The sequence below is a fragment of the Secundilactobacillus yichangensis genome, from assembly GCF_016861565.1.
Taxonomy (GTDB): Bacteria; Bacillota; Bacilli; order Lactobacillales; family Lactobacillaceae; genus Secundilactobacillus; species Secundilactobacillus yichangensis.
In genome coordinates, this window is record NZ_BOLK01000007.1 from 1 (window position 1) to 26,858 (window position 26,858).

Sequence of the window (26,858 nt, forward strand, 5' to 3'; positions counted from 1 at the left end):
AATAGGTTGCCAGCGAAACAGCCATTTTTAATAGCGGCATCATGTGCCAAAAAGCGCTGCGGCTTTGCTTCGCTACCACTTTAACAAAAAAAGTGGTGTATTCAACTCCGTCGGGCTGAATACACCATTTATATTAGTAAGTTTTGATATAATGACAGAAAAAAAGAGTACCGGTCGCACCCGATACTCAGAAATCATCCTCGAAAGGACAATCCAACATGACAAATTATAACATGAATCAAACAATTTTACCTCTAACTACTGACTATACCGTTCAAAAAGATAATCCTGCTTACTATATTAATGAACTGGTTGAGTCACTCTCAATCAAGGAGCACTATCTATTCGGTCGTCCTCGAGAATATGATTTGGGTGCCATGATGAAGCTGGTTCTTTTCGCCTACACGCGTGGGGTCTTTAGTAGTCGCCGAATCGAAACCTTTGCGGTGGAAAACTTAACGGCTCGTTGGCTGACTCAGGAACAGATGCCCACTTACCGGACGATCTGTCGCTTCCGAATCTCCGATGAGTTAGAAACTTTGATTTACGATGGGTTAGACCAGTTGGTTGACTACTTGCGTCGTCAAAACTTAATCGACGATGTGACTTTACCAGCGTAAAGCAAAAATGATTGAACACCAGAAACAAATGGAAACCTTTGGTGACCGCAATAGTTATTCTAAAACTGATCAGGATAGTACCTTCATGCGCGTCAAAGAAGATCCGATGCTGAACGGTCAGCTGAAGCCAGCCTATAATTTACAAATCGCTACTAATAATCAATTCGTATTAGGTTTTGGTTTATTCCAGCGCCCAACTGATACGAAAACTTTAATTCCATTTCTGAGTACCTTATCAAATACCAACGCGTTGGCTGAGCACATCGTGGCTGATGCTGGTTATGGTTCAGAGGCTAATTACCGCACAATAGAAGATAACTATCAGCATCATCAAGCCATCATTCCGTACGGAACTACGGAACGATGTTAAAAGAACAAAGCCGTCAATGGCAGTCTGATGATCGTAAAGTGATGAACTGGACCTACTTCGCTGAAGACGACTACTATATTGACCAACGGGGTGTCAGATTTAACTTTCAGCGTTATTCTAAGCGTACTGACAAGAGTGGCGTCACACGTGATTTTAAGATCTATCAGGCAGAAAAATTTGATGAGGATCACCAAGTTATCCCAGCAGCCCTAACGCAGTCTGGACAAACCCGATATATCAGTATCAATCCCAGCTGGGAATATTTTAAAGCTCAACAACGGGAACGATTAACCACGGAAACGATCGCGCAAATTTATGCCCGACGTAAAATAGATGTCGAACCAGTCTTCGGTAGAATGAAGGCTTCTTTAGGATTCAAACGATTTATGGTCCGAGGCTTGAACAAGGTAACCAAGGAAACCGGTATCGTCATTATGGCGTTAAATATGGCAAAAATGGTCAATATGAGGGGATAAAACCCTGATTTTATTCAGAAAAAAGGTTTATCGAGAAATCAAATTTTGATTTCTTCGATAAACCTTTTTTGAAAGCTATGATTTATGACTTAAGTCACAGCCTCTTTTTTGTCGTTAGCGATCAATTAATAAAATTCTTGATCGACCATTGAATTTAATTTGTTGAACCTGATTCTTCTTCTTTTTCTTCTTCAGTGTTTTCAGCGTGAATCTTAGCCAATGTTGCAGCGTTTTGCTTAACACGCTTCTTGCTCAGAGGATAGAAGAAGATTAAGAGTAATGCGGCGACAAGTAAGCAAACCGTTGGAATACCAGTAGCTAAGTGATAAATCTTATCTACAACTTCAGTGGTTTGAGTAACACCACCAGAAGTAGATGACTTGTATCCGATGAAGCTTAACATGAAGCCACCAAAACCACCGGCAATGGCTTGGGCAACCTTACGTGCAAAGGAGTTAACACCATAAACAACCCCGTCTTCACGTGTACCCGTTAAGACTTCATGGTTATCAATAACATCGGTGATAAAGGCCCAGACCATCAGGTTAAACATACCAGCACCTAATGAACCGAAGAACAACATTACCAGATAGAAGATAACACTGTGAGTGTGAACAACAAACAAGGTTCCGTAAATGACAGAAGCAAAAATCAAAGCAGTAATTGAACTTTCTTTACGGCCAAACTTGTTAGTGATCCAAGTACCAAATGGTGCTAGCAGAATAACAGTAGCGAAGTTAAAGATCAAAGCAATGGACATCGCAGCTTTATTCTTAAAGTAATCATTAAACAGATATGAAATCATCGTACCTGAAAGGTTTTGGTTAATAACAATCATAATATCAACAAGAACTAAAACAACCAAAGCCTTGTTTTCGAACAATCCCTTGACCAGACGGCCCATAGGAACCTTAGCACTCTTTTCAGTACGAACACGTTCAGTAGTCAGGCCAGTAGTTAAAGCGTAGCAGATCCATGCAAGAATACCACAAGCGACGATAACCCAGAAGAAGCGGCTACCAGAAATCTTTTGTGAAGCGCCAATGTAGATGAACATTGGTAAGATGTAACTTGTAATCGCTGAACCTAAGGCAGAACCAACGGCACGGAACGTTGAAAGTGACGTCTTATCATCTGGTTTACTACTAATAGCAGAAGCCATTGAACCATAAGGAATGTTAACAGTTGAGTAGAAAATGCCCCAACCTAAGTAAGTAATGAAGACGTAAACCAAACGAGCAGGCATTGCCCAGTCTTTAACGATTGGCACGAATGTCAAGATGAAGAAGATAACCAGTGGGTAACGCATCCGGTTCATCCAAGGTTGGAAACGACCGTTTTTATGAAGCTTACTGTTATCAACTAAACGTCCAACAGTGATATCCGCAAAGGCATCAATGAATCGAGCGGCTAGGAACAAAACCCCTACTTGAGCACCTGTCAACCCTAGAACGTTGGTGTAGAAAATCATTAAGAACGAATTAACAACGTTAAATGAGAAGTTATTACCAATGTCACCGAACATGTACCCTATTTTATCTTTAATACCGAATGGGGCGGCAGCAACAGTGACAGTTTTCTGTGTCTTATCCAAAATACTTCACTCCCAAGATATAAAATTATGATTGCCAGAAACGTAACAAAAACAATAAAGACTGGATTAATGTTTGAAATTAATGAAGTCTTTTAATTACCAGCTCTAATTTGATAAGATCAGATCCGTCAAATCTAACCTTAATTTAGCCTCCCAAGCTGATATATAAGTTGACAAAAGAATAACATCAAAAGAGAACGCTTTCAAGAGTTTTTGTGAAAAAATATATTAATATGAGAAAAAATTTAAAAAAACTAAAAGTGGAGTTTCTACGTTAATACTGGGCTTTAATTAACTTTTAGAGAGGAAATTAGAGTTTAAAAAAAGTTTAGCCAAATAGTGTTGACAGCGCTTACTAAACGTTTTAAAGTAATGATGTAGTCACAATCTGATATATTACTTGATTTCTAAAATCAACGTTGTTTCAGAGTGTACTTTGTTAATTTTTCAACAAAAGGATCAAAATTTCATTGCCTCGGAGGTGTGCTATGAAAACGAGTTCCAAACTGCTGAATGTTGATAATCAACGGGATCATTTGAATTTGACAACCGACGGAGCCAAATTTCAAATCTATTTGCTTGATGATAATATTATCCGGATTCGCGGAACGTTTGATGAGCAGTTCGCGCCTGAAGCTTCCTATGCTTTAGTAAAAACAGCGTGGGCTGATCAAACTGACGATTTATTATCGGATGAGCGTCAACGGGTTAAGCCGATTCCGATTGACCTACAGCAAAATGATAAAGGTTACACAGTTTCAAACGGTAAATACACCTTGCGGATAAACGCAGAACCCTTCTACTTTAAAATCACCGACAGTAAGGGTAACGTGCTGCATAAGGATTTACCGAAACGTTCCTTTTTACAGGACGATTTAGGAAGAAACTACCACTACAGTAGTATGGGCGACCATAACAAGTTTTATGGCTTTGGCGAGAAGTCAGGAAAACTCAATAAGTTTAAACGCCACATGCGGATGCACAATACTGACTCGCTGGGGTGGAATGCTGCTAAGTCAGATCCATTGTATAAGATGATTCCTTTCTATATTGACTTTAATACTGAGGATAATCTTGCTAGCGGCCTGTTTTACAATAATGCTCATGATTCCGTTTTTGATATGGACTGTGAGCACAGTAATTACTGGAAACGCTACAGTTATTTCCAGTGTGACGGCGGCGATTTAGACGTCTTCTTCATTGGTGGTCCTACCATTAAAGACGTGGTTGAACACTACACAGATTTAACGGGTAAATCGGCAATGATGCCGATGGCTTCGTTAGGCTACATGGGTTCAACGATGTTTTACACCGAGCTCGAAAAGGATTCAGACCAAGCAATCCTGGACTTTGTCGATACGTGTAAAAAGAATGGTATTCCCTGCGACGGCTTCTTCTTATCCTCTGGTTATACTACGGGTGAAGATGGCAAGCGTTACGTCTTTAACTGGAATAAAGAGCGCTTTCCAGACCCGCGGCAATTTGTTAATGAACTTAAAAAACGCGGGGTACTTTTGGCACCCAACGTTAAGCCGGGGATGTTAGTTACCCATCCACTTGCTAAAGAATTTAGTGACAAGGATGCTTACATTAAGACTCCGGATGGTTCCGATGACCAAGTTGATCAGTACTGGGGCGGCGATGCACACTTTGTTGACTTTACCAACCCGCATGGCCGTGATACTTGGGAACAAAAGATGATTGATGCTCTGATCTCATTGGGGATCACATCCATCTGGAACGATAATAATGAATATGAAATTAATAATACTCAAGCCCAAGTTGACGCAGAAGGCTTAAGAGAACCAATTGGTGCTTTAAAACCAGTAATGCCAACTATGATGGCTAAAGCAGCTAAGGAAGCTGTTCATAAACACGACCCAAATGTTCGGCCATACTTGATCAACCGTGCTGGGTTTGCGGGTATCCAACGATACTCACAGACGTGGGCAGGTGATAACTACACCAGTTGGACGAACGTTAAATACAACATCCCAACTATTTTAGGAATGGGATTGTCCGGTGTTGCCAACCAGGGCTGTGATATCGGTGGATTTGATGGACCGTTGCCTGAACCAGAACTATTTATTCGCTGGGTTCAAAACGGGATCTTCCAGCCCCGTTTCTCAATTCACTCAAGCAACACTGACAACACGGTGACTGAGCCATGGACATATCCAAGTTATACGAAATATATCCGGGCAGCTATTCAATTACGGTATTCCTTAGTGCCTTACTTCTACTCATTACTTTACGAAGCTTCTACCAAGGGTTCTCCAATCATGAGACCGTTAGTCTATGAATTTCAGGATGATCCAGCGGTTTCAGAAGAAAGTTTTGAGTTTATGTTAGGGGATTCGCTGTTAGTGGCGAACGTCTTGGATAAGGGACAAACTCAAAAAGACGTTTATTTGCCTAAGGGTGCTAACTGGTTAGATCTTAAGACAAACACCTACTATCATGGTGGACAGACGATTACGATACCGGTTGATCTAAGCAGTATTCCAATGTTCCTAAGAACGGGTAGCATTATCCCTCGCAGCTTAGGTTTAATGAATATTCACAACGATGTGATCGATAAGCTGAATTTCTTGATTGAGCCAAGTGCTAAGGCTGCATTCACCGTTTATGAAGATGATGGTGTTTCCAACGATTATCTCAAGGGTGTTTCACTCCGGACTCAAGTTACTACTGAAAGCAACGAAAACGGTGTCGCAGTTTCCTTTAAGAGAACTGGTGATTACCAAACCAAAGTTAAGACGGTTGAACTTTCAGTTTGCTGTCCAGAGCTGGCACCGTTAAGTGTTACTTTGGGCGATCAGGTATTACCACGTTACTTGAACTCAGATAAGTTTGAGACAGCAGCAGCTGGTTGGTATTTCAACGGCGAAAAGCGTCAGGTCGAAGTCCGTTACGCTAACCCGGCAGCTAAAGATTATCAAGTGGGTATAAACTTTAATCAAAAAGATTTAATTTCGATTTAAGAAAGGAAGTCATTTAAGATGACATTAATAGGCAAAGACTTTTTATTAACGAATGATATGGCCAAAAAACTGTTCCATAACCATGCTGAAGGCATGCCAATCATTGATTATCACTGCCATTTGGATCCAAAGGAAATTTATGAAAACAAGAACTATCCTAATTTAAGCAGAATCTGGATCAACGACGGGTCATTTGGTGACCATTACAAGTGGCGTTTGATGCGTGCTAATGGTGTTCCTGAAGAACTGATTACTGGTGATGGCGACGACTATCAAAAGCTAGTTGCTTGGGCCGGCACAATTGAAAAGGCCGTTGGTAATCCACTGTTTGAATGGACTCATTTGGAACTGCAACGCTTCTTTGGTATCAAAGAACAATTTACAAAGAAGAACGTTAAGGAAGTTTGGGACAAAGCTAACGCACTGCTTGCTACCGATGACTTTAAGCCACGTAACTTGATCAAAAACTCCAACGTTAAGGCTGTCTGCACCACTGATGACCCAGCTTCAGACTTGAAGTACCACAAGTTATTGAAGAAGGATGAAAAGGAAAACGGTTTTAAAGTTTTACCAGCTATGCGTCCTGATAAAGCATTCAATATTGCTGCAGATACCTTTGATGAATATTTGAAGGGATTTGAAGAAGTTTCGGGTGTTAAGATTACCGACTTTGCTTCATTTACAAAGGCCTTTGAACAACGTTTCGAATACTTCTCAAGTTTAGGTGGTCGTTTGTCTGACCATGGTTTGAACACCTTCCACTTTGCTAAGGCTTCAGAGGACGAAGTTGATGCTATTTTTGCTAAGGGTCGTAAAAATGAAAAGCTGACTGATCACGAAGTTAACGTTTACTCAACTGCTCTGATCGAAGCTTTGATGCGCTTGAACCACAAGTTTAACTGGACAATGCAGTTCCACGTTAACGCTTTGAGAAACCAAAACATCCCAATGTTTAAGGAATTAGGCGCTGATACTGGTTTGGATTCCATGGGGACTCAACCAGATATGGCGGCTCAATTAATGGAATTATTGAAGGATATGCAAATCGAAAACAGTATCCCTCGTACCATCCTCTACTCATTGAACCCTAACGACTGGATGCAATTAGCAACTGGTATGGGTGACTTCTATGGTGATGGTACTGGTAAAGGTATCGAACAGAAGTTACAACTCGGCTGTGCATGGTGGTTCAACGATACTCGTGAAGGTATGGAAGAACAGTTACGAATCATGGCACAACAAAGTCTGTTACCAAACTTTGTCGGTATGCTGACTGATTCACGGAGTTTCCTGTCATATCCTCGTCATGAATACTTCCGCCGTGTATTGTGCAACTTCTTCGGTGAATTAGTAGAACGGGGTCAAGCTCCTGATGACGAAGAATACCTCGGCAAGATCGTTGAAGATATTTCGTACAATAACGCATACAACTACTTCAAGTTCTTCGAGAACGATGAAAAGTAAATAGTGTTACTAATGTCAAAAGGGGCCGGCCGGTATCAATCCGGTTGGTCCCTTTGAGTAAAGGAGTATGAGAGTATTATGCAAACAATCGAAAACGCAAAGTTTAAAGCTGAAATTAACGAACACGGTGCTGAACTGACTCATTTAGTTAACAAAGACGGCAACTTTGACTACATGTGGAATAACGATCTCTGGCCAAAGCATGCACCAGTCTTATTCCCAGCCATTGGCCGTTCAGAAAAGGATTCTTACTTCTACAATGGTAAGGAATACGAAATGCCGCAACATGGTTTTGCTGGTGATCAGGACTTTACCGTTACGGCAAACGACGGCGATAAGTTAACCCTGACGTTAACTGATAATGATGCTACCCGTAAGTTTTATCCATTTGCTTTCAAGCTTGAAATTACCTTCAGCTTGACGGATGCTGGTTTGAACTTCAATTTTGAAGTTGAAAATACGGATGATAAGACATTGGCCTTCTCACTTGGCTCACACCCAGCTTTGAATGTGCCAATTGACGGTGAAGGGACCTTTGACGATTATCAACTGGACTTCGAACCAGCCGGTTTGGACCTCAAACAGTTTGAAATCGTCAAAACACCAAACCCATATCGTGATGGAAAAGTTGTGCCGTTAGCTGCAGCAAATGGCAGTCAAATCAAACTTAACCATGACATGTTTGAAAAAGGGTTAGTGATTATTGAAAATGATGGCATCAAGAAGGTTACGCTGAGCTCTGGCGCTACCAGCCACAGCGTTTCTCTCAATCTTGATGATTTCCGCTATGTCTGCATTTGGACTAAAGAGGGCGCCAATGCACCATTCTTATGCATCGAACCCTTCCAAGGATTGCCAGATGTAAGTGGTCATGAAGTTGAATTGCTCGATAAGGAAGCTAACACTAAGTTGGCAGCCGGCAAGACTAAGACGCTTAACTATACTTTAACTTTGAAATAAATTAAAAGCGGTTTAAGGGATCTTGCACATAATGATTCTCTTGAACCGTTTTTTAACTAATATGTCAGATTAAAAAGGGGAAATGACTGATGTCAGGAAATAATGGTTCAACTCAATTTCAAAATGAATTTTGGACAGCGACCTCCGGCGATTTGAAGCAAAAGCGCGAACATATTGAAACGCCAAAGCAAACTTCTTTAGCAGAAGATGCCGTGAAGATTATCATTGATCCAAGTGAAAAACATCAAGACTGGCTTGGTGCCGGGGCAGCGATTACTGATTCAGCTGCGTCACTTATTTGGGGGTCAATGGACGCATCCCACAGAGATCATTTATTACACGAATTATTTGACCCGGAGCAGGGTGGCTACTCAGCCGTTCGGGTACCGCTTGGTTCATGTGATTTTCAGAGCCAAACCTACTACACTTATGATGATGTGCCAGCTGGTGAACACGATGCCGATCTAGAAAAGTTCTCTATTGGTGAAGGGACACCAGGTGCTCCAGATGCCACTAAGGATTTGAAGTACATCGTACCGGTACTGCAAGAGATTCTTAAAATTAATCCAGCGGTTAAAGTGATTGCTTCACCGTGGTCTGCTCCTGCATGGATGAAGAATACGGACCATTTGACCCATGGCGGTCGTCTACGCTTCGGCGAGTACACTGGTAATGGATATACTGATAAAGATCGCTTTGAGTATATTTATGCCCAATACTTCGTTCGCTATATTGATGCCTATCAAAAGCTGGGTATTCCAATCTACGGCGTCACCATTCAAAATGAACCTTCCAACGCGGCTCACTGGCCAGCAATGATTTGGACACCAGCTCAATTAGCTGATTTTGGGTATCATTTCTTACGGCCTGCACTGAATCATTCGTTCCCAGATACGAAGATGTACTTCTTGGATGACAGTCCCCATGCATTAACAAAACCGATCACCGATGAAGTGCCATTCGAACAGGCAATGGCTTTTGATGGGATGGCAGTCCACACTTACATGGAGCCATATGATCGTTTATATCGCGCAAGCCGCGCGTTTCCAAACTGGTCATTACTGATGACCGAACGTCGCTGCATGATGCGTGAGACACCAGAAAATGCCGCTCACATCATGTTTGGCGTGATTGGCAACTGGTTAGTCCACAACGGGCTCGGTATGATTACACTTTGGAATTTGGCACTGGATGAACGTGGTTTACCTAACGCTGCTGATTCAACCGGCCGGCGTGGGGTAATCACGATTGATCACACAACGGGTAAGGTACAGCGTAACTTGGAGTATTACATGTTACGTAACTTTGGTCAGGACGTTCCGGTAGGTTCCAAAGTGATCAAGTCGACGAACTACACGCCAGATGGATATTCTGGTGGACTTGGTTCAGTTGCCTTCCTAGCTCCAGATGGCGCCATTGCTGCGCATTTGTACAACCCAACGGGTGAACCGATTACAGCAGCGGTAACTGTCAATGGTTCAGGTGACCAGTGGCAAAACGTAACGGTTCCGGCTTGGGGCACAGTGACCCTGCATAAATCAAACAGTGCAATTAACGGATCAGGAATTCCTGCTGATGACGAATTTAAGTTAAACCCATCACCAGATCACCGGACGGATGTTGCGCCAGGACAGGAACAGTAATAATTAAAAAGTGAGTATGAAAGAGCGTCTCCTAAGATATCAGGAGGCGCTCTTTCGTATTGTTGTTAAGTTTTAGTTTTTAGTATCTGGTTTTAAGCGTTTGTCGCGTTTAAAGACCCACCAAACCATGAACACGCAGTAGCACAAGGATAATCCCCAAGCGAGCTGATTAGCGTAACAGATTGCAGCGTAGCCAATCGAAGTCATGGCGATTAAGCTGGCAATACCACGGCCAATCAGTTCGCCCAGCCCTGATACAATGGCGTACATACTGTGGCCAAGGCCTTGAAGCGTATTTCTGAAAATCATTAGCAGACCATGTACGATGAAGAAAAAGCTGATCGTTGTCAGGTAAAGGTCAGTGAGGTGGAAGGCTTGGCCGTGAGTGGTTCCTAAGACTAGGCCAATCAACGTTTTTTTGAAGATTATCACTAATATAAAGGCAAAAAACGACCAGGATAACTGAATGAGCGAACCGCTTTTGAGTCCCTGTTTAATGCGTTCTGGTTTCCGGGCACCGTAGTTTTGAGCCATGTAGGTAGCAATCGCCATACCGACACTTTCCATCGGCAGGGTAAATAATTGCCTGATCTTATCACCGGCCGACTGCGCGGCGACGGCTGTTACCCCCAGGAGGTTAATGGCATCCTGCATGATGACCGCACCAATTGCTGATACTGAGTATTCAAGTCCCATTGGGAAGCCGATCATACAGATACGACCCAGTATGTGATGATTTAGTCCCTTTATAGTAAGCTTTATCTTAGGAAAGCGGTCACTGTGGACAAAGAAAATGACGTTCAGCAAACCAGCAAAAAATTCACTGATGACCGTGGCAATTGCAACACTATTTAGTCCCAGGTGAAGATAGAGGATCATAAATAAAGCTAGGGCAATATTTAAGAAAAGCGAGATGACCAAGAAGTAGAACGGATGATTTGAATCACCAAAGGCCCGTAGTGTACTGGCAGAATAGTTATACAAAATATTTGCCGGAATCCCTGCAAAGGCGATTATTGTAAAGCCGGTTGCGAGTTTCAAGATGTGCTGCGGAGTATTTAACAGCATCAGGATCGGATGCGTGGAAATCATCATGATGGGCGTTAAAAGAACCGTGAGTATTAAGCAAATGAGGTAGCCACCCACCAAGTATCTATGAATATCTCTTTGATTTCCCTCCCCAACACTTTGGGCTAACGGGATGCTAAAACCAATACAGCTGCCCTGCACAAAACCGAGAATTAAAAAACTGAGAGGATAGTACGCCCCAATAGCCGCTAATGCATCAATACCAAGCAGCCGGCCGATAATTAGGGTATCGATAAAATTATAGAATTGCTGGAAAATACTGCCCCCAACCAGCGGGATTGAAAACTGAATGATCTTTCTTAGGGGTGCGCCCTGAGTTAAGTCATTGTTCTCTGACAAAACCATCACCATCCTAAAATATATGAGTTTATTTTTAAACGAGCATTTTAATTCATTACTGAGTAAGTATACCAGTTAGAAAATATGAAAGCGAGTTCATTTAAGAAAGCAGTAATGAAGCTGGATATCGAGCTTTCAGAAAGTCATTGAGTTAGAAATCAGGCGGCAATTTAGTCCGAAATCTTGTAAAATTTAGTAAAACTAGCTATTTTAGAGTTAAATTGCGAGATTATTGTTTGACAGACAGGCAATTTATGGTAAACTGAAAGCGTATTCAGGCATACTAGTATATCAGTTACTGCTTTACGAATTCATCTTAATTGGAGGAAAAATAAGTTATGGTTAAAATTACCGATGATTATTCAACCAATCAAGCAGCTTTTGACAAAGCGGCTATTAAAGTTCCAAAATATAACGATAAAGATGTTGCGGCTAAAACATTAGAATCACCTCGTTGGGTTCATTTTGGTGGCGGGAATCTTTTCCGTGCATTTCACGCTGGGATTGCCAGCCATTTAATTGATGCCGGTAAAGCTGACACGGGTATTATTGTTGCTGAAACGTACGATGATACTGTCACCAACCAGATTTACGGTAAATACAATAACCGCATTCTTCGTGTGATCACTAAGGCTGATGGTACCCAGGATCGTGAATTGTTTGGCTCAGTTGCTAAAGCAATTTATGCTGGTCCTGCTACCGAAGATGCTTCTGGTTTTGAAGAATTAAAGACTATTTTTGAAAAGGACAGCTTGCAGGTTGTTTCATTCTCGATTACTGAAAAGGGTTATCATTTAAAGAACGGTGCCGGAGAATACTTCCCACCAGTTGCCCGCGATCTTGAAAACGGTCCAGCTAAGCCAGAAAACAACATGTCATTGCTTGTTAGTCTATTGTTCGCACGGTTTAATGCCGGTGCAACCCCAATTACTTTGATGAGTACCGATAACTTCTCGCAAAACGGTGACCGTTTGAAGGAAAGTGTTCTGACAATTGCTAAAGCTTGGCAGGATAAGGGATTTGTCGGTCAAGACTTCATGGATTACATTTCTGATCCTAAGAAGGTTGGTTTCCCACTTTCAATGATCGACCGGATCACACCAAACCCATCTGAGACGATTTCTGAATCTCTTAAGAAGGATGGCTTTGAGGACGCTGATATTTTGCATACACCAAAGCACACTAACATTGCGGCCTTCACTAACACTGAAGAGGCTCATTATCTAGTTGTTGAAGACGATTTTCCAAACGGTCGTCCAGCATTTGAAACCGATGGCGTTATCATGACAGACCGTGACACGGTTAACGCAGCTGACGAAATGAAAGTTACAACCTGCTTGAACCCATTGCATACTGCCTTGGCCATCTATGGGAGTATCTTAGGCTTTAAGTCAATTTCTTCAGAATTACAAAACAAAGACTTGGTTGCCTTGATCAAACAAATTGGTTATGTTGAAGGTTTGCCAGTTGTTAAGGATCCAAAGGTTATCAACCCACAAAAGTTCATCGACGAACTGGTCACTAAGCGGTTGCCTAACCCTTACATTCCAGATACCCCTCAACGGATTGCCACTGATACTTCGCAGAAGTTAAGCGTCCGTTATGGTGTCACCATTCAGCACTACGTTGATGATCCTAGTCGTGACACTAAGGACTTAAACTTTATTCCACTGGTTATCGCTACCTGGTTACGTTACCTGATGGGTATCAACGATAAGGGTGAGACATTTGAACCAAGTCCAGATCCAATGTATGATGAATTACATGAAAAGGTTGCTGGCTTTAAGTTAGGCAGCAGCGATGTGGATGTTCACGATGCCGTTAAGGGAATCTTGAGCAACACAGGTATCTTTGGCCTGGATCTTTACAAGGCAGGTTTAGGCGACAAAGTTGAAGCCTACTTCAAGCAGATGCTTGCAGGTGAAGGTGCCATTGTTAAGACTTTGGAAGATACGCTTGCATCAAAAGCAAAACAAACTGATTAATAATATTTGAAGGAGAAATCACGGATGACGGAATATAATATTGCGGTAGTTAACTCAAGTAGTTTTGGACAAGTTTTCAAGGAACATTGGCAGGAACTGGAACAGATCGGCAAGGTTGATCGTTTCATGCTTGATCCTGACATTCCAGGTCCAGAACTGGCTGAAAAATTAAAGGGCTATAACATTATCATTTCTAGTGTGACGCCATTTTTCAAAGAAGACTTCTTTGAAAACAAGGATGAATTGCTCTTGATCTCTCGTCATGGGATTGGCTACAATAACATCGATTTAGCAGCTGCTAAGAAGCATGGCACAAAGGTTACCATCGTACCACCGTTGGTTGAACGGAACGCCGTTGCTGAAAACGCGCTAGCTAATTTGATGGCTTTAACCCGTCAGGCGGTACCATCCTCAGAACGCATCAAAGCTGACCACTACGAAGATCGGGCCCAATTTATGGGGAATGAATTCAGTGGCAAGACGTTTGGTGTCATTGGCTGTGGTAACATTGGTAGCCGTGTGGCCGAATTATTCCAAGTCTTTGGCGGCACTGTGATGATCAACGATCCAGAACCACATGCACCAGAAGGCTGGTTCGAAGCTAACCCTTCTGTTAAGCGCGTTGAGTTAGATGAATTACTCAGCAAGTGTGACTACATTTCATTGAACGCTTCACTGAATGAGGGCGACACTCATATGATCAATGCTGATGCACTGAAGAAGGTCAAGAAGGGTGTTTACTTCGTGAACCATGCCCGTGGTGCTTTAATTGATGAAAAGGCAATGCTGGCTGCCGTTGAAAGTGGTCAGGTATCTGGTTACGCTGCTGATACAATGGAAGTTGAACCAGTTCGTGCCAACCACCCATTCCTGAAGAACAGCCACTTCTTGATTACTCCACATACTTCTGCATACACTTACGAGTGCCTGCACGGTATGGGTGAGAAGTGTGTCTCCGACGTGAAGAACATCGTTGCTGGCAAGCCGTTAGTTCGTGAATTAACCGGCGATATTAAATAAAACGTCAATGAAGCAGGAAAATCGGCAGCGATTTTTCCTGCTTTTTATTTTAAAAATAAATGGGTAGGTCTTGTATGATGAACGTAAAAATTAGTCAGATGGCGGTGTATCCAGTTGCCGGTCATGATAGTATGCTGCTTAATCTAAGCGGGGCTCACGGGCCATTTTTTACCCGTAACATCGTTTTATTAACGACCAATACTGATCAAGTTGGTGTTGGTGAAGTCCCTGGTGGAACGGCCATTACCGATATTTTAATGCAGTCTAAAGAGCTGGTCGTTGGTAAATCATTAGGTGAATACAAGCAAGTTTTGCAGGAAATGAAGCGTCAATTTGGCTATCTAGATGCTGGTGGCCGCGGTCAGCAGACTTTTGATCAGCGAACAACCATCCACGCTATTACGGGTGTGGAGACAGCTTTTCTGGACCTCATCGGGCAGCATTTTCACGTTCCAGTGGCCCAGTTATTAGGTGATGGGCAGCAACGCGAATCAGTTGGCGTGTTAGGTTACTTGTTTTATATTGGTGATAGTCAAAAAACGGACTTGCCGTATTTAACAGACGATGATCAAAGCGATGATTGGGGCAGATTACGTCGGCAGCCGGCCACGACTGCGGAAGACATTGTGAAATTGGCGCAGGCAGCTTATAAGCGTTATGGTTTTAAGACTTTCAAACTAAAGGGCGGCGTCTTTGATGGTGAAACTGAAGTACAGACCATGAAAGCTTTGCACCAAGCCTTTCCTAAGGCTAAGCTGGATCTTGATCCCAACGGTGGCTGGTTACTGAAAGATGCCTTGCATTACGCGGATGAGTTGAAAGATGTACTCCACTATATTGAGGATCCCTGTGGTGCAGAAGACGATTTTTCAGGCCGGGAAATTTTATCAGAATTTCAACAGCGAACACATATGCCGACTGCCACTAACATGGTGGATACCGATTGGCGCCAGATGGCACATGCGCTGGAGCTGCACGCCGTTTCCATTCCGCTAGCTGATCCGCATTTTTGGACGATGGCTGGCTCAGTTCGAGTAGCACAACTCTGTGATGCTTTCGGACTGAACTGGGGAATTCATTCTAATAACCATTTTGATATTTCATTGGCAATGGCAGTAAACGCTGCTGCGGCAGCCCCAGGACGAATCTTTGACATTGATACGCACTGGATCTGGCAAGACGGTCAGTTCCTCACTAAGAATCCTTATGAAATTCATGATGGGGCAGTGGCTGTTCCTAAGACCAATGAAGGATTAGGCATTGAAGTTGATTTAGATGCCATCAAGGAGGCCAACCGACTCTACGTTGAAAATCAGCTAGGTGCCCGTGATGATGCTGCAGCCATGCAGTATTTAATTCCAGGCTGGAAATTCGATCCTAAACGGCCGGCAATGGTTCGCTAATGAGGATAATCTAACTTACTAGTGATAAAAAGGTTAAAATTTAATGTTGACATTCTCATTTAAAGTGATTAGTATTGGTTTTGTTAACTAAATTAAAAACGCTATGAGAAAGTTAAGTAGCCGTTCAGCACCTGTAAGCGAGCTTCGTTAGGTGAGAGGAAGTCAGAGTTGAACGGTGAATATCCCTTTTGAGCGACGTACCGAATTAAGTAACGTACGTTGGGCACTCCCATTATCGAGTTAGCGTATCGTCCTAGCGACTGTACGTGAAGAGGTTATTTTAGCGATAAAATAACAAAATAAGGTGGTACAGTGCAGAAGCACCCTTAGTTCACACAGAATGTGGACTGAGGGTGCTTTTTAGTTTACATAGCGTATCAAATATATAAAGGTGGTGGTTTCCGTGGAAGATCAGATTAGTCATATTAGTCAGCTTCAAATGAACTTACAATTATCTAGCAATCATACACATATTACGGAGGTCTTCAATCATGGAACAGGTCAAAGATTTAAATCCAAAACCGTTATCAGTTAAACAATATTTAGTCGTCAGCTCAATGCTATTCGGGCTCTTCTTCGGTGCTGGGAACTTGATTTTCCCAATTCATCTTGGGCAGTTAGCCGGCGCTCACTGGGGAATGGCAACGGTTGGTTTCCTAGTTACCGCGGTGCTGTTGCCAATGCTTTCAGTGCTGGCCGTTGCCGTTACCCGGTCAAAGGGTGTCTATGACATTGGCCGTCCTCTGGGTCCAGCATTCGCACTGGCGTTTATGGTTATGATTCACGCCACTATCGGACCACTGTTTGGGACACCACGGACAGCCACGATTCCATTCTCAGTTGGGGTTCAGCCACTGCTTCCTACAAGCTGGGCACACGTTGGTCTACTCGTTTTCTCAGTGCTTTTCTTCGGCACTGCTTTCCTCGTTTCATACAAGGAATCTAACGTTATGACCAGTGTTGGTAAAGTGCTCAATCCGGTTTTCTTGCTGATGCTTTTCGCGGTCTTTGCAATGGGCTTTGCTCATCCAATGGGAAATGTTAGCAAGATGGCTGCTACCACAGCTTATCAGCACGCTTCATTCTTTAACGGCTTCTTACAAGGTTACAACACAATGGATGCCTTAGCCGGATTAGCCTTTGGTGTTACCGTCGTTACTGCGGTTAGTCAACTTGGTAAGACGACGCCAAAGAGTAATGCTAAAGTGACTGCCCGTGCAGGAGTACTCGCTACTACTATGATCGGTGTGATCTACGTTGGTTTGATTTTCTTAGGTGCAACAACTTTAGGTAAATACAAAGTTTCTGTAGATGGCGGGGTTGCTTTTAACCAGTTAGTTACTTACTACTTAGGCACCTTTGGTCACGCTTTGCTGGCAACGTTGCTGACAGTGACTTGTTTGACCACCGCTATCGGTTTGGTTGCAGCGTTCGCTCAAGATTTCCACAAGCACTTCAGTCGCGTAAGTTACCGTCAATGGTTAGGTTTCATGTGTGTTGCTTCGTTCTTAACTGCTAACTTTGGTTTGGATACCATCATCGCATGGTCAACACCAATGTTGATGTTCCTTTACCCATTTGCCATGGTACTGATCTTGCTGTCAGTCTTTTCACCACTGTTCCATCGTGATGGTGTCGTTTACGCATTCGTTGTTGTCTGCACCGCCGTACCAGCATTCTTCGACATGGTGGATGCTTTCCCAGCCGTTGTCAGTCAAAGCGGTTTTGGTAAAGCAGTTGCTGGATTCCAGCAAAGCGTGCTGCCATTCGCCAATCTTGGTATGGACTGGGTGGTACCAGCTCTAGTTGGTTTAGTACTTGGTTTGGGTGTGCACGTATTACGTCCGGTTTTTGCTGCTCGTCGAAGTGTTGCATCCCAAGAAGTTCACAACCATTAATTAGAATTTCATTGTTATGTTGAGAGGGAGTTGGCCTTGGCTAACCTCCTTTTTGATTCCCATAAATAGATGAAGAAAAGGCATAAGTTTGGGGGTTAAGCGTATAATTAAAGTATAGTTAGAGAAAATAAAGGCAGGTGGATCAATGATGCATCAAGAATCGCTTTTTTCGAATCAATCGCAGAATGTCCCACTTGCCAGCCGGGTGCGGCCAAAAGATTTAGATCAGTTCGTGGGCCAGCAACACCTTCTTGGCAAGGGGAAAATTTTACGTGAAATTATCGAATCCGATCAAGTTTCATCGATGATTTTTTGGGGCCCGCCCGGTGTTGGAAAAACGACCTTAGCTGAAATCATTGCCCATAAGACACACTCCAGCTTCTTAAGTTTCAGTGCGGTGGATAGCAGTATTAGTAAGATTAAAAAGATTATGAAGCAGGCTGAATTGGATCGTGAAGTGGGCCAACGGACAATTGTGTTTATTGATGAAATCCACCGATTTAATAAGGCACAGCAAGATGCCTTCTTACCATACGTTGAACGGGGCAGCATTATCTTAATTGGTGCAACGACGGAGAACCCTTCTTTTGAACTGAATTCGGCATTGCTTTCCCGCTGTAAAGTCTTTGTGCTCCACGAATTAAAGCAAACAGACATCGTCACTTTGCTTAATCATGCGCTCAGTAATCCAGCTGGTTACGGCAAGGAAAGCATCAAAATTACTGCGGATGAGATTCAGGCCATTGCAAATTTTGCTGATGGAGACGCCCGAACCGCCCTAAATACCTTAGAGATGGCCATTTTGAACGGTGACAAGCAGGAAAATACCACAACGGTCACTATGGGTGACCTCAGCCAGCTAATTACCAGAAAGTTTTCCCTTTATGATAAGAACGGTGAAGAACACTACAACATTATTTCGGCACTGCATAAATCCATGCGTAACAGTGACGTGGATGCCGCCATTTATTGGCTTTCACGGATGCTAGAGGGTGGCGAGGATCCGCTGTATATCGCTAGACGGCTAGTGCGTTTTGCCAGCGAGGACGTGGGTTTAGCTGATACGAATGCGTTGAATGTTGCAGTCAACGTTTTTCAGGCTTGTCAATTTCTGGGGATGCCTGAGTGTGACGTACATTTAGTAGAAGCCGTCACGTACTTGTCGCTTGCACCCAAGTCTAATGCAGTTTATAAGGCTCGACTGGCTGCCGCTAAGGATGTGAAACAAACGGCTAATGATCCCGTGCCGATGCAGATTCGCAATGCGCCGACTAAGCTGATGAAGGACTTGGGTTATGGAGAAGGCTATAAATTGGCTCATAATGCTAAGGATAAATTGACAACGATGAAAACAATGCCACCATCCGTGGCGGGTCATGAATACTACTTACCAACCAGCGAAGGGCATGAAAAACGGTTTAAAGAACGGCTTGCTCAAATTAAGGCCTGGCATCAGCAAAATGGCTAATATAGCTCGTTTGCGATAGGTTATGTATAATAGAACTACCAATTACAGGGAGGGGTAGCGCATGACGCTGTTAGCCATTGTTACGGATGTTATTACTGCTTTTACTTATTTCTTTCAGGTCAGATCAGGCTCAATGGGGGTATACGCACTGGGGATAGTTGTCCAGGCTGTTGCAACACTGCTGTTACTGGTTTGGACTTTTACGTATCACCGGAAAAAATACCGTAATCCAATCATTTTTGGGTTCTTTACTGCCACATTTTCTTACGGCATTATCTTGATTTCAGCGGTGGTTAATGCTCTAATTTTGATATTATACGTCATGAATATTATGGGGATTAATAACGTTATTTTCCGTTAGAAATCTTGTTATAAAATTGAAACGAAAAAGATCGAACCGCTAAAGGTGAAATGTGCTTTAGCGGTTTTTTTGAACCAAAAAAGTCCCAGCCAATATAGCTGGGACGCCTGTGTTTAAGTTCGAATAATATTATTGATACTTAACGTTTAATCCATCGTCACGCTTAAGCAGCAAATTAAAGCCAACTGCCCAAATAATGGCGCCGATAGCCGGCAACATTGATGCATGACTGAAAAATAAGCTCACGAAGATGGCAATGAAGAAGACAACGGTCAGAGGATTGGACCATTTGTATTCGGGCATCTTGAACCCGTCTTTCTGGAAATCGGCGGAATGGCGATACTTGTAGTGTGCCACCATCGTCAGGATGCAGACCAGGATGTAGATATCACTGGAAACGGAGGCCATGAAAGTAAACGCTGTACTTAGAGCGTTGAATGAACTGATGATTGGGGCGAATAGCATGCAAGCTGCTGAGAACAGTACCGCAACGATTGGAATCCCGTTGGTAGAAACTTTCGTAAACGGCTTCAGCCGTTTAGAGTGTGATTCCAACGCCAGTTGATACAAGTGGCGACCAGTTGAAAAAATGGAGCTGTTCAAGGTCGACATTGCGGCAGCGATAACCACTACGTTAATTACCTGGGAAGCAGCTGGTAGTCCAGCGAGAGTGAAAATCTGAACGAACGGGCTTTGAGATGGATTCAAAGAACGCCAAGGAGTGATTGCCATAATCACTACCAGCGAACCAATATAAAATAGCAGGATTCTGAAAATAATTTGGTTGATGGCTTTTGGTAAAACGTGCTTAGGATCCTTGGTTTCGGCAGTGGTGATCCCAACAAATTCCATTCCCTGAAAGGCAAAGAAGACCATTGGAAAAGCCATGATGAATTGGTGGAATCCGTTTGGAAACATCGTGAAGTTGTTAGTTAAATTACCCCAGGATGCGTGGGTGCCAGCAGGGTTTTGGTGATGCGTGAACACCAAATAAATACCGACGATTATCAGGGCAATAATGGCTAAAATTTTAATTCCGGATAAGAACGTTTCCGAACGGCCGAATGAACTGACCATTGCAACATTAACACCGGTTAAAACCACCCAAAAGCCCACTTGAACCAAAGCGGCAGGACTATTCGGGAACCAGAACTTGACGTAGGTTGACAGGGCAATTAATTCAGCGTTAGCAACTAAAATCAGTTCAAACCAGTAACTCCATTCGGCAAATTTACCCGGTCTTGAACCAACGTACTTTCTGATAAACGAGACAAAGGTGTGCTGGTCTGGATCAGAGTACATCATTTCGCCGATTGCCCGCATCATGAGAAAGAAGAAACCGCCGATGATTAAATAAACTAATAAAATTGATGGTCCAGTTCGGTGAATCGTGCTGCCGGCACCCAAGAAGAGTCCGGTACCAATTGAGCCGCCAAACGCGATCATTTGAACCGCAATGTTGGATAAACCGCGGCGGGTCCCATCCTTGTTAATCTCAATTTTTTCCGTTTTCAACATACATTGACCTCCTTAAATCATTAATAATCAGTAAAACTACTGCTCAATCCTCAGGTACTCTGAAACGAAACGATTCTGACATTATCTCGAGTTATTTTTAAACTAAATTCAAGCATATGAATTCCCCGCTTTCCAAACAAAAAGTCGTCCCTGCACAGATTGATTCTGCACAGGGACGACTTCTAATCGTGTTACCACCCATTTATTCGTAACGGTGTTGCCACCGCTACCTCAAAGGCACAAACATGCCCGGAATTTTATCGTGTTTCCCACGTACCGCAAGCTTTCACTTTTGATAACTGCTCAGAGCTCATCTTCAAGAAACGTTCTTGTCCACCCTTTCACCAACGGTGGTCGCTTTGCAACTTTACTAATTTCTCTACTCTTCTCTTCATTGCATCCTGTATTAAATTTATAATAGATAATAGCACATATTATTAGAAAATTAAACAGCTTTCACATATTATTTTAATAATTGTGTTAAAAGAAGAAAATACCAATAATCGTAATCAGTGCAATAACTGTCCACCAGTACTGGGCTAGAAAATCCCAAAAATTCATCACACCACGGCGACGCTCATATATGCCCGTTGTTGGATTATACACAAAAACCGAAGAATCAATGTGGTCTCCAGTAGCTGGTTTGGTTCCAAGAACTAAAGTGTCTAGACTAACGTGCAATATCTCGGCTAACTTGACCAGTGTTTTAAGATCCGGCGTGCCATCGCCATTTTCCCATTTTGAGACCGCCTGACGGGAGACGAAAAGTTGAGCTGCCAGGTCGTCCTGTGATAGATGTAATTCGGTACGTAATTTTTTAAGTTGTTCTGCAAATTTCATGATGAAGTCTCCTCTCTGTTTTTTCTAGTTTGATTATGCTCGTAAAACAAGTGGAAAACACGCAAATTAAGTAACAAATAACGCACGATTCAACTAATATTTGCGCAACTGGTAGTTGCAACGGGGACCAAAACTCTTATTACATCAGGGATGGGAAGGTTGCAACCGAAAAACTCGCGCTTCTCTGCCATTTTGACAGACAAGCGCGAGCCTATTTTTTAATCGTGTAATTTTTCTGGTTCTTTTAAAATTATATGTCCAAGTAAGGCAATGACTAAGAAAACGACAGCCACAAGACAAACACCGTTCCACTTTGCAACGCTCCAAGCCCAAGTGGCCGATAGCGTTCCTAATGAGCCACCCAGGAAGTAGCTAAACATGAAGATCGAATTGTTGCGGCTGCTTTCTTTGCGGTTCAAGGATTGAACGATTGCCTGGTTTGAGACCTGACTGAACTGAGTTCCTAGATCCAGCAGAATGATGCCAATGATTAGACCAATCATCCAATGGCCAATCAACCAGAATAGTAGGAAGGCTAAACTGGAGAAAAAGACGGATAGACCAATTGTCAGCCGTGGTGAGCGGTGGTCTACTAAGTCCCCGATATAAGGGGCAGCCAGGACACCCGCAATTCCTAATAGGCCCAATAATCCAGCAACGTTACTACCTAGATGATATTGATCAGCCAAATAGAACGCGATGGTTGACCACATGACGTTAGAAACTGCAAACATGGTAAATCCATTTAACGAAGAACCACGTAGTCGACGTTGAGTGGTGAACAAACGGGGCAACGATTTAATGACATTGGCATAACTCAAGTTTTGATGGCCTCGGGGATCTCGAGGCATTGTTCGATGCACAATCAGCAATAGGACAAGATCCATTATTGCTGCAATCAGATAAATGTATTGCCAGTCGACGATGCTACCAAGCAAGCCACTGAAAGACCGTGACAATAATATCCCGGTCAAAAGGCCACTTAAGACGGTTCCCAGTACTTTTCCCCGTTGCATTGCAGGGGCGAGAAAGCCAGCGTACGGGATAATAATTTGCGGTGCCACTGAAGTGATACCAATGAGAGTGGTTGCAATCGCAAAAATCATCGCATTGGGTGACATGAACGCAATTAACAGAGAAATGATCGATAAGACCATCATGAATTGAATCAGGTGGTAACGGTCAAAAATATCGCCAAGAGGAACGATTAATAATAGGCCAACAGCGTAGCCCATTTGTGTCAGCATGGCCAGCACACCAACAATGGCTTTAGAAAGGTGAAAATCATTAGCAATTAATCCCTCGATGGGTTGGATAAAGTTCAAATTAGCGACGATAATACCGGTGGTAATCGCCATGAGTAAGACGGTTTTGCGTGAAATTGATTGTGGTTCTTTCATCATATAAAGAAGCTTCTTTCAAATAGAATAGAGTGCGAAAGCAGGCGGTTAGAGACTGGAGCCTAAGAGCGGACTGACAAAAATCCCGATTTTGGATTTTAGTTAGTACGTTCTTAGGTGCAAGTCTCTGCCTGCTGTAGCACGTTTCAGCTAGATAGCATATTCTATTCACAGTAAAAAAGGGCTCTCCGTCCGCACAATCAACCAATGAAAAATCTGGTAGGTCATATTAAATCCTCAATTCTCTTATTAAGTGAACATCAATGGTAAATCAGCCATGCTTGAATTGGAACAACCAATTTACCTACTTTTAATTAACGTCCAATCATTAATTATACGACAACTATCAATCATTTTAAAAACAGAAGAAATCCGCTACCATCACTGGTACCGGATTTCTTCTGTAAAGGGTATTAAATCGGCTACTCGCAGTCAGCCATTTAATTTAATCGTTTTGTTTAATCATCGTCATCATCATCGTCTTCTTCAACTAGGCCTTCCCAGGCAGTCTTACCTAAGAGAGCTTGTAGCTGCTGAATGGCGTGGTTGTTTTGCTTTAATAGGGTGGTCAACGTAGCAGCTAGTGCTGGCCGGTCTTCTTTTTCAGCTAACTTGATTGCTCGGGTCACGAACAGGTTTTCAGTGTTGTAATCATGAGCAGTAATGTCAACCATTTCGGAAGTAGTGAGGTACTTGTTACGGCCGTCTTCGTCTAACATCTTGTAGTTGCTGTATTCTTCAGTGGTCGAAGGTGGCAGCTCATTTTCGTCTAACAGGGCTTCAGCAACCATGTCATAATCTTTTCGGGCTTGGTCGATCAGTTCGTCATACAGTGGGCGAACGGCGGCGGCCTCAAAGCCCTTCATGAACCATTTTGCCTGGTGAAGTTTGACATCCAGGATGCGTAAGTTAGAAACGATGTGGCCGGTCATAGCACCCGCAGTGGGGGTGTGGTGATCAATGTCAGCTTGCTTAACTTCAGCTTGGTACTTTTCTTCTACTAAATCTTTAACATCTGTCGTCATATCATATTCCTCCTACTTGGCTGCTACTTCGTCTTTAACTTTGATCTTCTTAACTTCGTAACCTAACTTATCAACCACTTGGCCTAATTCTTCAGCGGAGACCTTGCTGTCATCGAAGTCGGCTTTGGCTTTGCTGGCGTTGAATAAAACTTTCACTTTTTCAACACCTGGTTGATGTGCCAAAGCACTTTCAATCTTGGTCATGCATGATGGGCAGGTCAAGCCATCTAATTGTAAAATCACACGTTTGTTTGTCATAATAATGATCTCCTTTTTGTTTTTGTTATTCTTGATTTCTTTGATTGTCTATAGTTTAGTCGCTTTGACCTGATTTGAAATTGACGTAAATCAAGTTAGCGAAGTTTTTTGAGTGGCAGCTTTTTGTGCTTGAGTTGGCATCTTGCCGTAACCGATCAACCGCATTGCGTTGAAGATAACGACTAAGATACTTGCTTCGTGGACGAACATACCACTGGCCATGTAAATGAAGCCGAGAATTAAACCAATTAGCAGGAAGATAACAACGCCAATGGCGATAGCGATATTTTCCTTGGTGTTGATAACGGTCTTCTTAGAAAGTGAGTAGGCGTGAACCAGTGCTTCAAAACTGGATTGCATGAGGACAACGTCGGAAGTTTCAATGGCAACGTCGGTTCCGCTACCCATTGCGATACCAATCTGAGCGGTAGCAATTGCCGGACTGTCGTTAATGCCATCGCCAACAAAGGCAACGTGACGGCCCTGATCCTTGAACTTTTTAATGTAATCAACCTTTTCTTCGGGTAAGAGTTCAGCATGAACTTCATCTAAGCCAATTTGTTCAGCAACGTATTGAGCGGTGATCTTGTTATCACCAGTCAGCATAACTAAGTGCTTGGCGCCGTGATTACGTAATGCCTGCAACTGTTCTTTGATGCCTGGACGGATGGTGTCAGATACACCGAGAATTAATTTCAGTGCACCGTCAACAGCGACCATAACCACTGAACTGCCAGTGTGCTGAACATCGGTTAAATCGGCTTTTTGAGTATCAGTTAAAGCAACGTTATTAGCGTTCATCATCTTCAGGTTACCAACTAGAACGTGGTGACCATCAATGGTAGCGGTGAGGCCTTGGCCTTTAACTGTGTCATTTTCGGCAACGTCCAATTGTTCAAAGGAAACTTTCTCGTGAGTTGCATAATCGGTGATGGCTTTGCCCAGTGGGTGATCGGATAACCGTTCAGCTCGTGCAACCAGCGCTAATGCTTCATTCGTATCGTCGGCGTAGTTCTTAACCGCCGAGACGGCAGTGTTACCAAGGGTTAACGTACCGGTCTTATCGAAAACAAAGGTATCAACTTTAGCGAAGTCGTCCATGACGGCACCACCTTTAAGTAGGATGCCGCGTTTTGCACCGTTACCGATACCAGCCACGTTGGAAACTGGAGCACCGATAACCAAGGCACCTGGGCAGCCAAGCACTAAGACGGTAATGGCAGTTGGAAAATCTCTGGTAAAAATGTAGACCAGAACGGCGATGATCAAAACTGCTGGGGTGTAGAACTGGGCGAATTTATCAATGAAGGATTCGGCAGGTGACTTAGCATCCTGTGCGTCTTCAACTAATTCAATAATTTTACCAAAAGTCGTGTCTTCACCAACTTTAGTGGCTTCGACGGTTAACGTTCCGTTACCTAAGATTGAGCCGGAGTAAACGGAGTCGCCAGTGGTCTTAGCAACTGCTTTTGATTCACCGGTAATGACGGATTCATCTAGATAGCCTGAACCGGAAACAATGTTGCCGTCGACTGGAACGGAAGCACCAGTCTTCACCATGATGTGGTCGCCTTCATCAACGTCATCGATGTCGACTTCTTCTTGGGTGCCGTCATCGTGAAGGATAATCGCTGTTTCTGGTGCCATCTGTGTCAATGACTTGATTGACTGACGAGTTTTGGATAACGTCCGCTGTTCGAGGTAACTCCCAAATAAGAATAGGAAGGTCACGATAGCAGATTCGTTATATTCGCCAATGATGAAAGCTCCGACAACCGCGATGCTGACCAGTAGTTCAATGCTGATCACCTTAACGCGTAAGGACTGGTAAGCGTGAATCATAATCGGTACAGCTGCGATGATTGAGGCCAGGATGAACGCCCAGTCATACACCATAGTTGACTTTAGAAGGTACTTACCTGCAAAACCAATCGCGATTAGAATGGCACTTGCCAGTGTGATTTGGTTTTGGTGTTTTTGAATATACCGTTGAAACTTCATATCGATCGCTCCTTTAATCATTTGATTGTCTATAGTTTAAAGCGAATTAGCTTAGTGTTAATTGACGGAGGTCAAGTTCGGTAAAAAAATCGAAAGAACTTGCGAATTTTATTAAATTATCCCAAAATGGGTTCAGACAATA

At 43.0% G+C, this 26,858-nt stretch carries 18 protein-coding genes, 1 pseudogene and 1 other annotated feature; of the genes and pseudogenes, 11 read left to right on the top strand and 8 right to left on the bottom strand.

Features of this window, described 5'->3' with window-relative positions:
* Nucleotides 1-218 precede the first annotated feature (218 nt).
* Nucleotides 219-1,466, top strand: a pseudogene (locus tag JUE95_RS07030) (transposase).
* A gap of 154 nt (nucleotides 1,467-1,620) precedes the next feature.
* Here the strand turns inward: JUE95_RS07030 and JUE95_RS07035 are convergent.
* Nucleotides 1,621-3,060 (bottom strand): MFS transporter, encoded by a 1,440-nt coding sequence (locus tag JUE95_RS07035; protein WP_203650252.1) that lies wholly within the window; start codon nucleotides 3,058-3,060, stop codon nucleotides 1,621-1,623.
* 488 nt (nucleotides 3,061-3,548) lie between these two features.
* Between JUE95_RS07035 and JUE95_RS07040 the strand changes: the two genes are divergently transcribed.
* The 4 genes from JUE95_RS07040 (at nucleotide 3,549) to JUE95_RS07055 (ending at nucleotide 10,111) form a co-directional block, all read left to right on the top strand.
* Nucleotides 3,549-6,044: a glycoside hydrolase family 31 protein gene (locus JUE95_RS07040; RefSeq protein ID WP_203650253.1), complete on the top strand. Its 2,496-nt coding sequence runs from the start codon at nucleotides 3,549-3,551 to the stop codon at nucleotides 6,042-6,044.
* Nucleotides 6,045-6,062: 18 nt separating this feature from the next.
* Nucleotides 6,063-7,508, top strand: coding sequence for a glucuronate isomerase (gene uxaC / locus JUE95_RS07045; RefSeq protein ID WP_203650254.1), 1,446 nt, complete (start codon nucleotides 6,063-6,065; stop codon nucleotides 7,506-7,508).
* 78 nt (nucleotides 7,509-7,586) lie between these two features.
* The gene (locus tag JUE95_RS07050) at nucleotides 7,587-8,468 is read left to right on the top strand and encodes an aldose 1-epimerase family protein (RefSeq protein ID WP_203650255.1); all 882 of its coding nucleotides are present in this window, start codon (nucleotides 7,587-7,589) and stop codon (nucleotides 8,466-8,468) included.
* A gap of 89 nt (nucleotides 8,469-8,557) precedes the next feature.
* Nucleotides 8,558-10,111, top strand: coding sequence for a glycoside hydrolase family 30 protein (locus tag JUE95_RS07055; RefSeq protein ID WP_203650256.1), 1,554 nt, complete (start codon nucleotides 8,558-8,560; stop codon nucleotides 10,109-10,111).
* A 72-nt stretch (nucleotides 10,112-10,183) separates the two neighbouring features.
* Here the strand turns inward: JUE95_RS07055 and JUE95_RS07060 are convergent, their stop codons facing one another.
* Nucleotides 10,184-11,539 (bottom strand): MATE family efflux transporter, encoded by a 1,356-nt coding sequence (locus JUE95_RS07060; protein WP_373305673.1) that lies wholly within the window; start codon nucleotides 11,537-11,539, stop codon nucleotides 10,184-10,186.
* Between the two features lie 338 nt (nucleotides 11,540-11,877).
* Between JUE95_RS07060 and JUE95_RS07065 the strand changes: the two genes are divergently transcribed.
* The 6 genes from JUE95_RS07065 (at nucleotide 11,878) to JUE95_RS07090 (ending at nucleotide 19,674) form a co-directional block, all read left to right on the top strand.
* Nucleotides 11,878-13,524: a mannitol dehydrogenase family protein gene (locus JUE95_RS07065; RefSeq protein ID WP_203650259.1), complete on the top strand. Its 1,647-nt coding sequence runs from the start codon at nucleotides 11,878-11,880 to the stop codon at nucleotides 13,522-13,524.
* 24 nt (nucleotides 13,525-13,548) lie between these two features.
* Complete coding sequence (locus tag JUE95_RS07070) at nucleotides 13,549-14,544, top strand: D-isomer specific 2-hydroxyacid dehydrogenase family protein (protein WP_203650261.1); 996 nt, start codon at nucleotides 13,549-13,551, stop codon at nucleotides 14,542-14,544.
* Nucleotides 14,545-14,618: 74 nt separating this feature from the next.
* On the top strand, nucleotides 14,619-15,947 hold the full coding sequence (locus tag JUE95_RS07075; RefSeq protein ID WP_203650263.1) for an enolase C-terminal domain-like protein: 1,329 nt from the start codon (nucleotides 14,619-14,621) through the stop codon (nucleotides 15,945-15,947).
* 94 nt (nucleotides 15,948-16,041) lie between these two features.
* Nucleotides 16,042-16,278, top strand: a binding site (T-box leader).
* Between the two features lie 160 nt (nucleotides 16,279-16,438).
* On the top strand, nucleotides 16,439-17,845 hold the full coding sequence (gene brnQ, locus JUE95_RS07080; protein ID WP_203650264.1) for a branched-chain amino acid transport system II carrier protein: 1,407 nt from the start codon (nucleotides 16,439-16,441) through the stop codon (nucleotides 17,843-17,845).
* A gap of 148 nt (nucleotides 17,846-17,993) precedes the next feature.
* Nucleotides 17,994-19,313, top strand: a complete 1,320-nt coding sequence (locus JUE95_RS07085) for a replication-associated recombination protein A (protein ID WP_203650358.1) — start codon at nucleotides 17,994-17,996, stop codon at nucleotides 19,311-19,313.
* A gap of 61 nt (nucleotides 19,314-19,374) precedes the next feature.
* Entirely contained in the window at nucleotides 19,375-19,674 is a 300-nt protein-coding gene (locus JUE95_RS07090; protein WP_203650266.1) for a hypothetical protein, read from the top strand.
* 129 nt (nucleotides 19,675-19,803) lie between these two features.
* Here JUE95_RS07090 and JUE95_RS07095 read toward each other — a convergent pair whose 3' ends face one another.
* The 6 genes from JUE95_RS07095 to JUE95_RS07120 all read right to left on the bottom strand — a co-directional run bounded on the left by JUE95_RS07095 (nucleotide 19,804) and on the right by JUE95_RS07120 (nucleotide 26,716).
* A complete protein-coding gene (locus tag JUE95_RS07095) occupies nucleotides 19,804-21,192 on the bottom strand; it encodes an amino acid permease (RefSeq protein WP_203650268.1) in 1,389 nt (462 codons plus the stop codon).
* A 480-nt stretch (nucleotides 21,193-21,672) separates the two neighbouring features.
* The gene (locus JUE95_RS07100; protein ID WP_373305676.1) at nucleotides 21,673-22,035 is read right to left on the bottom strand and encodes a helix-turn-helix domain-containing protein; all 363 of its coding nucleotides are present in this window, start codon (nucleotides 22,033-22,035) and stop codon (nucleotides 21,673-21,675) included.
* A gap of 215 nt (nucleotides 22,036-22,250) precedes the next feature.
* Complete coding sequence (locus JUE95_RS07105; RefSeq protein WP_203650359.1) at nucleotides 22,251-23,432, bottom strand: MFS transporter; 1,182 nt, start codon at nucleotides 23,430-23,432, stop codon at nucleotides 22,251-22,253.
* Nucleotides 23,433-23,890: 458 nt separating this feature from the next.
* Nucleotides 23,891-24,457 (bottom strand): ferritin-like domain-containing protein, encoded by a 567-nt coding sequence (locus tag JUE95_RS07110; RefSeq protein WP_203650271.1) that lies wholly within the window; start codon nucleotides 24,455-24,457, stop codon nucleotides 23,891-23,893.
* A 12-nt stretch (nucleotides 24,458-24,469) separates the two neighbouring features.
* Nucleotides 24,470-24,715, bottom strand: coding sequence for a heavy-metal-associated domain-containing protein (locus tag JUE95_RS07115; protein ID WP_203650273.1), 246 nt, complete (start codon nucleotides 24,713-24,715; stop codon nucleotides 24,470-24,472).
* Nucleotides 24,716-24,805: 90 nt separating this feature from the next.
* Nucleotides 24,806-26,716: a heavy metal translocating P-type ATPase gene (locus tag JUE95_RS07120; protein WP_203650274.1), complete on the bottom strand. Its 1,911-nt coding sequence runs from the start codon at nucleotides 26,714-26,716 to the stop codon at nucleotides 24,806-24,808.
* Nucleotides 26,717-26,858: the final 142 nt, after the last annotated feature.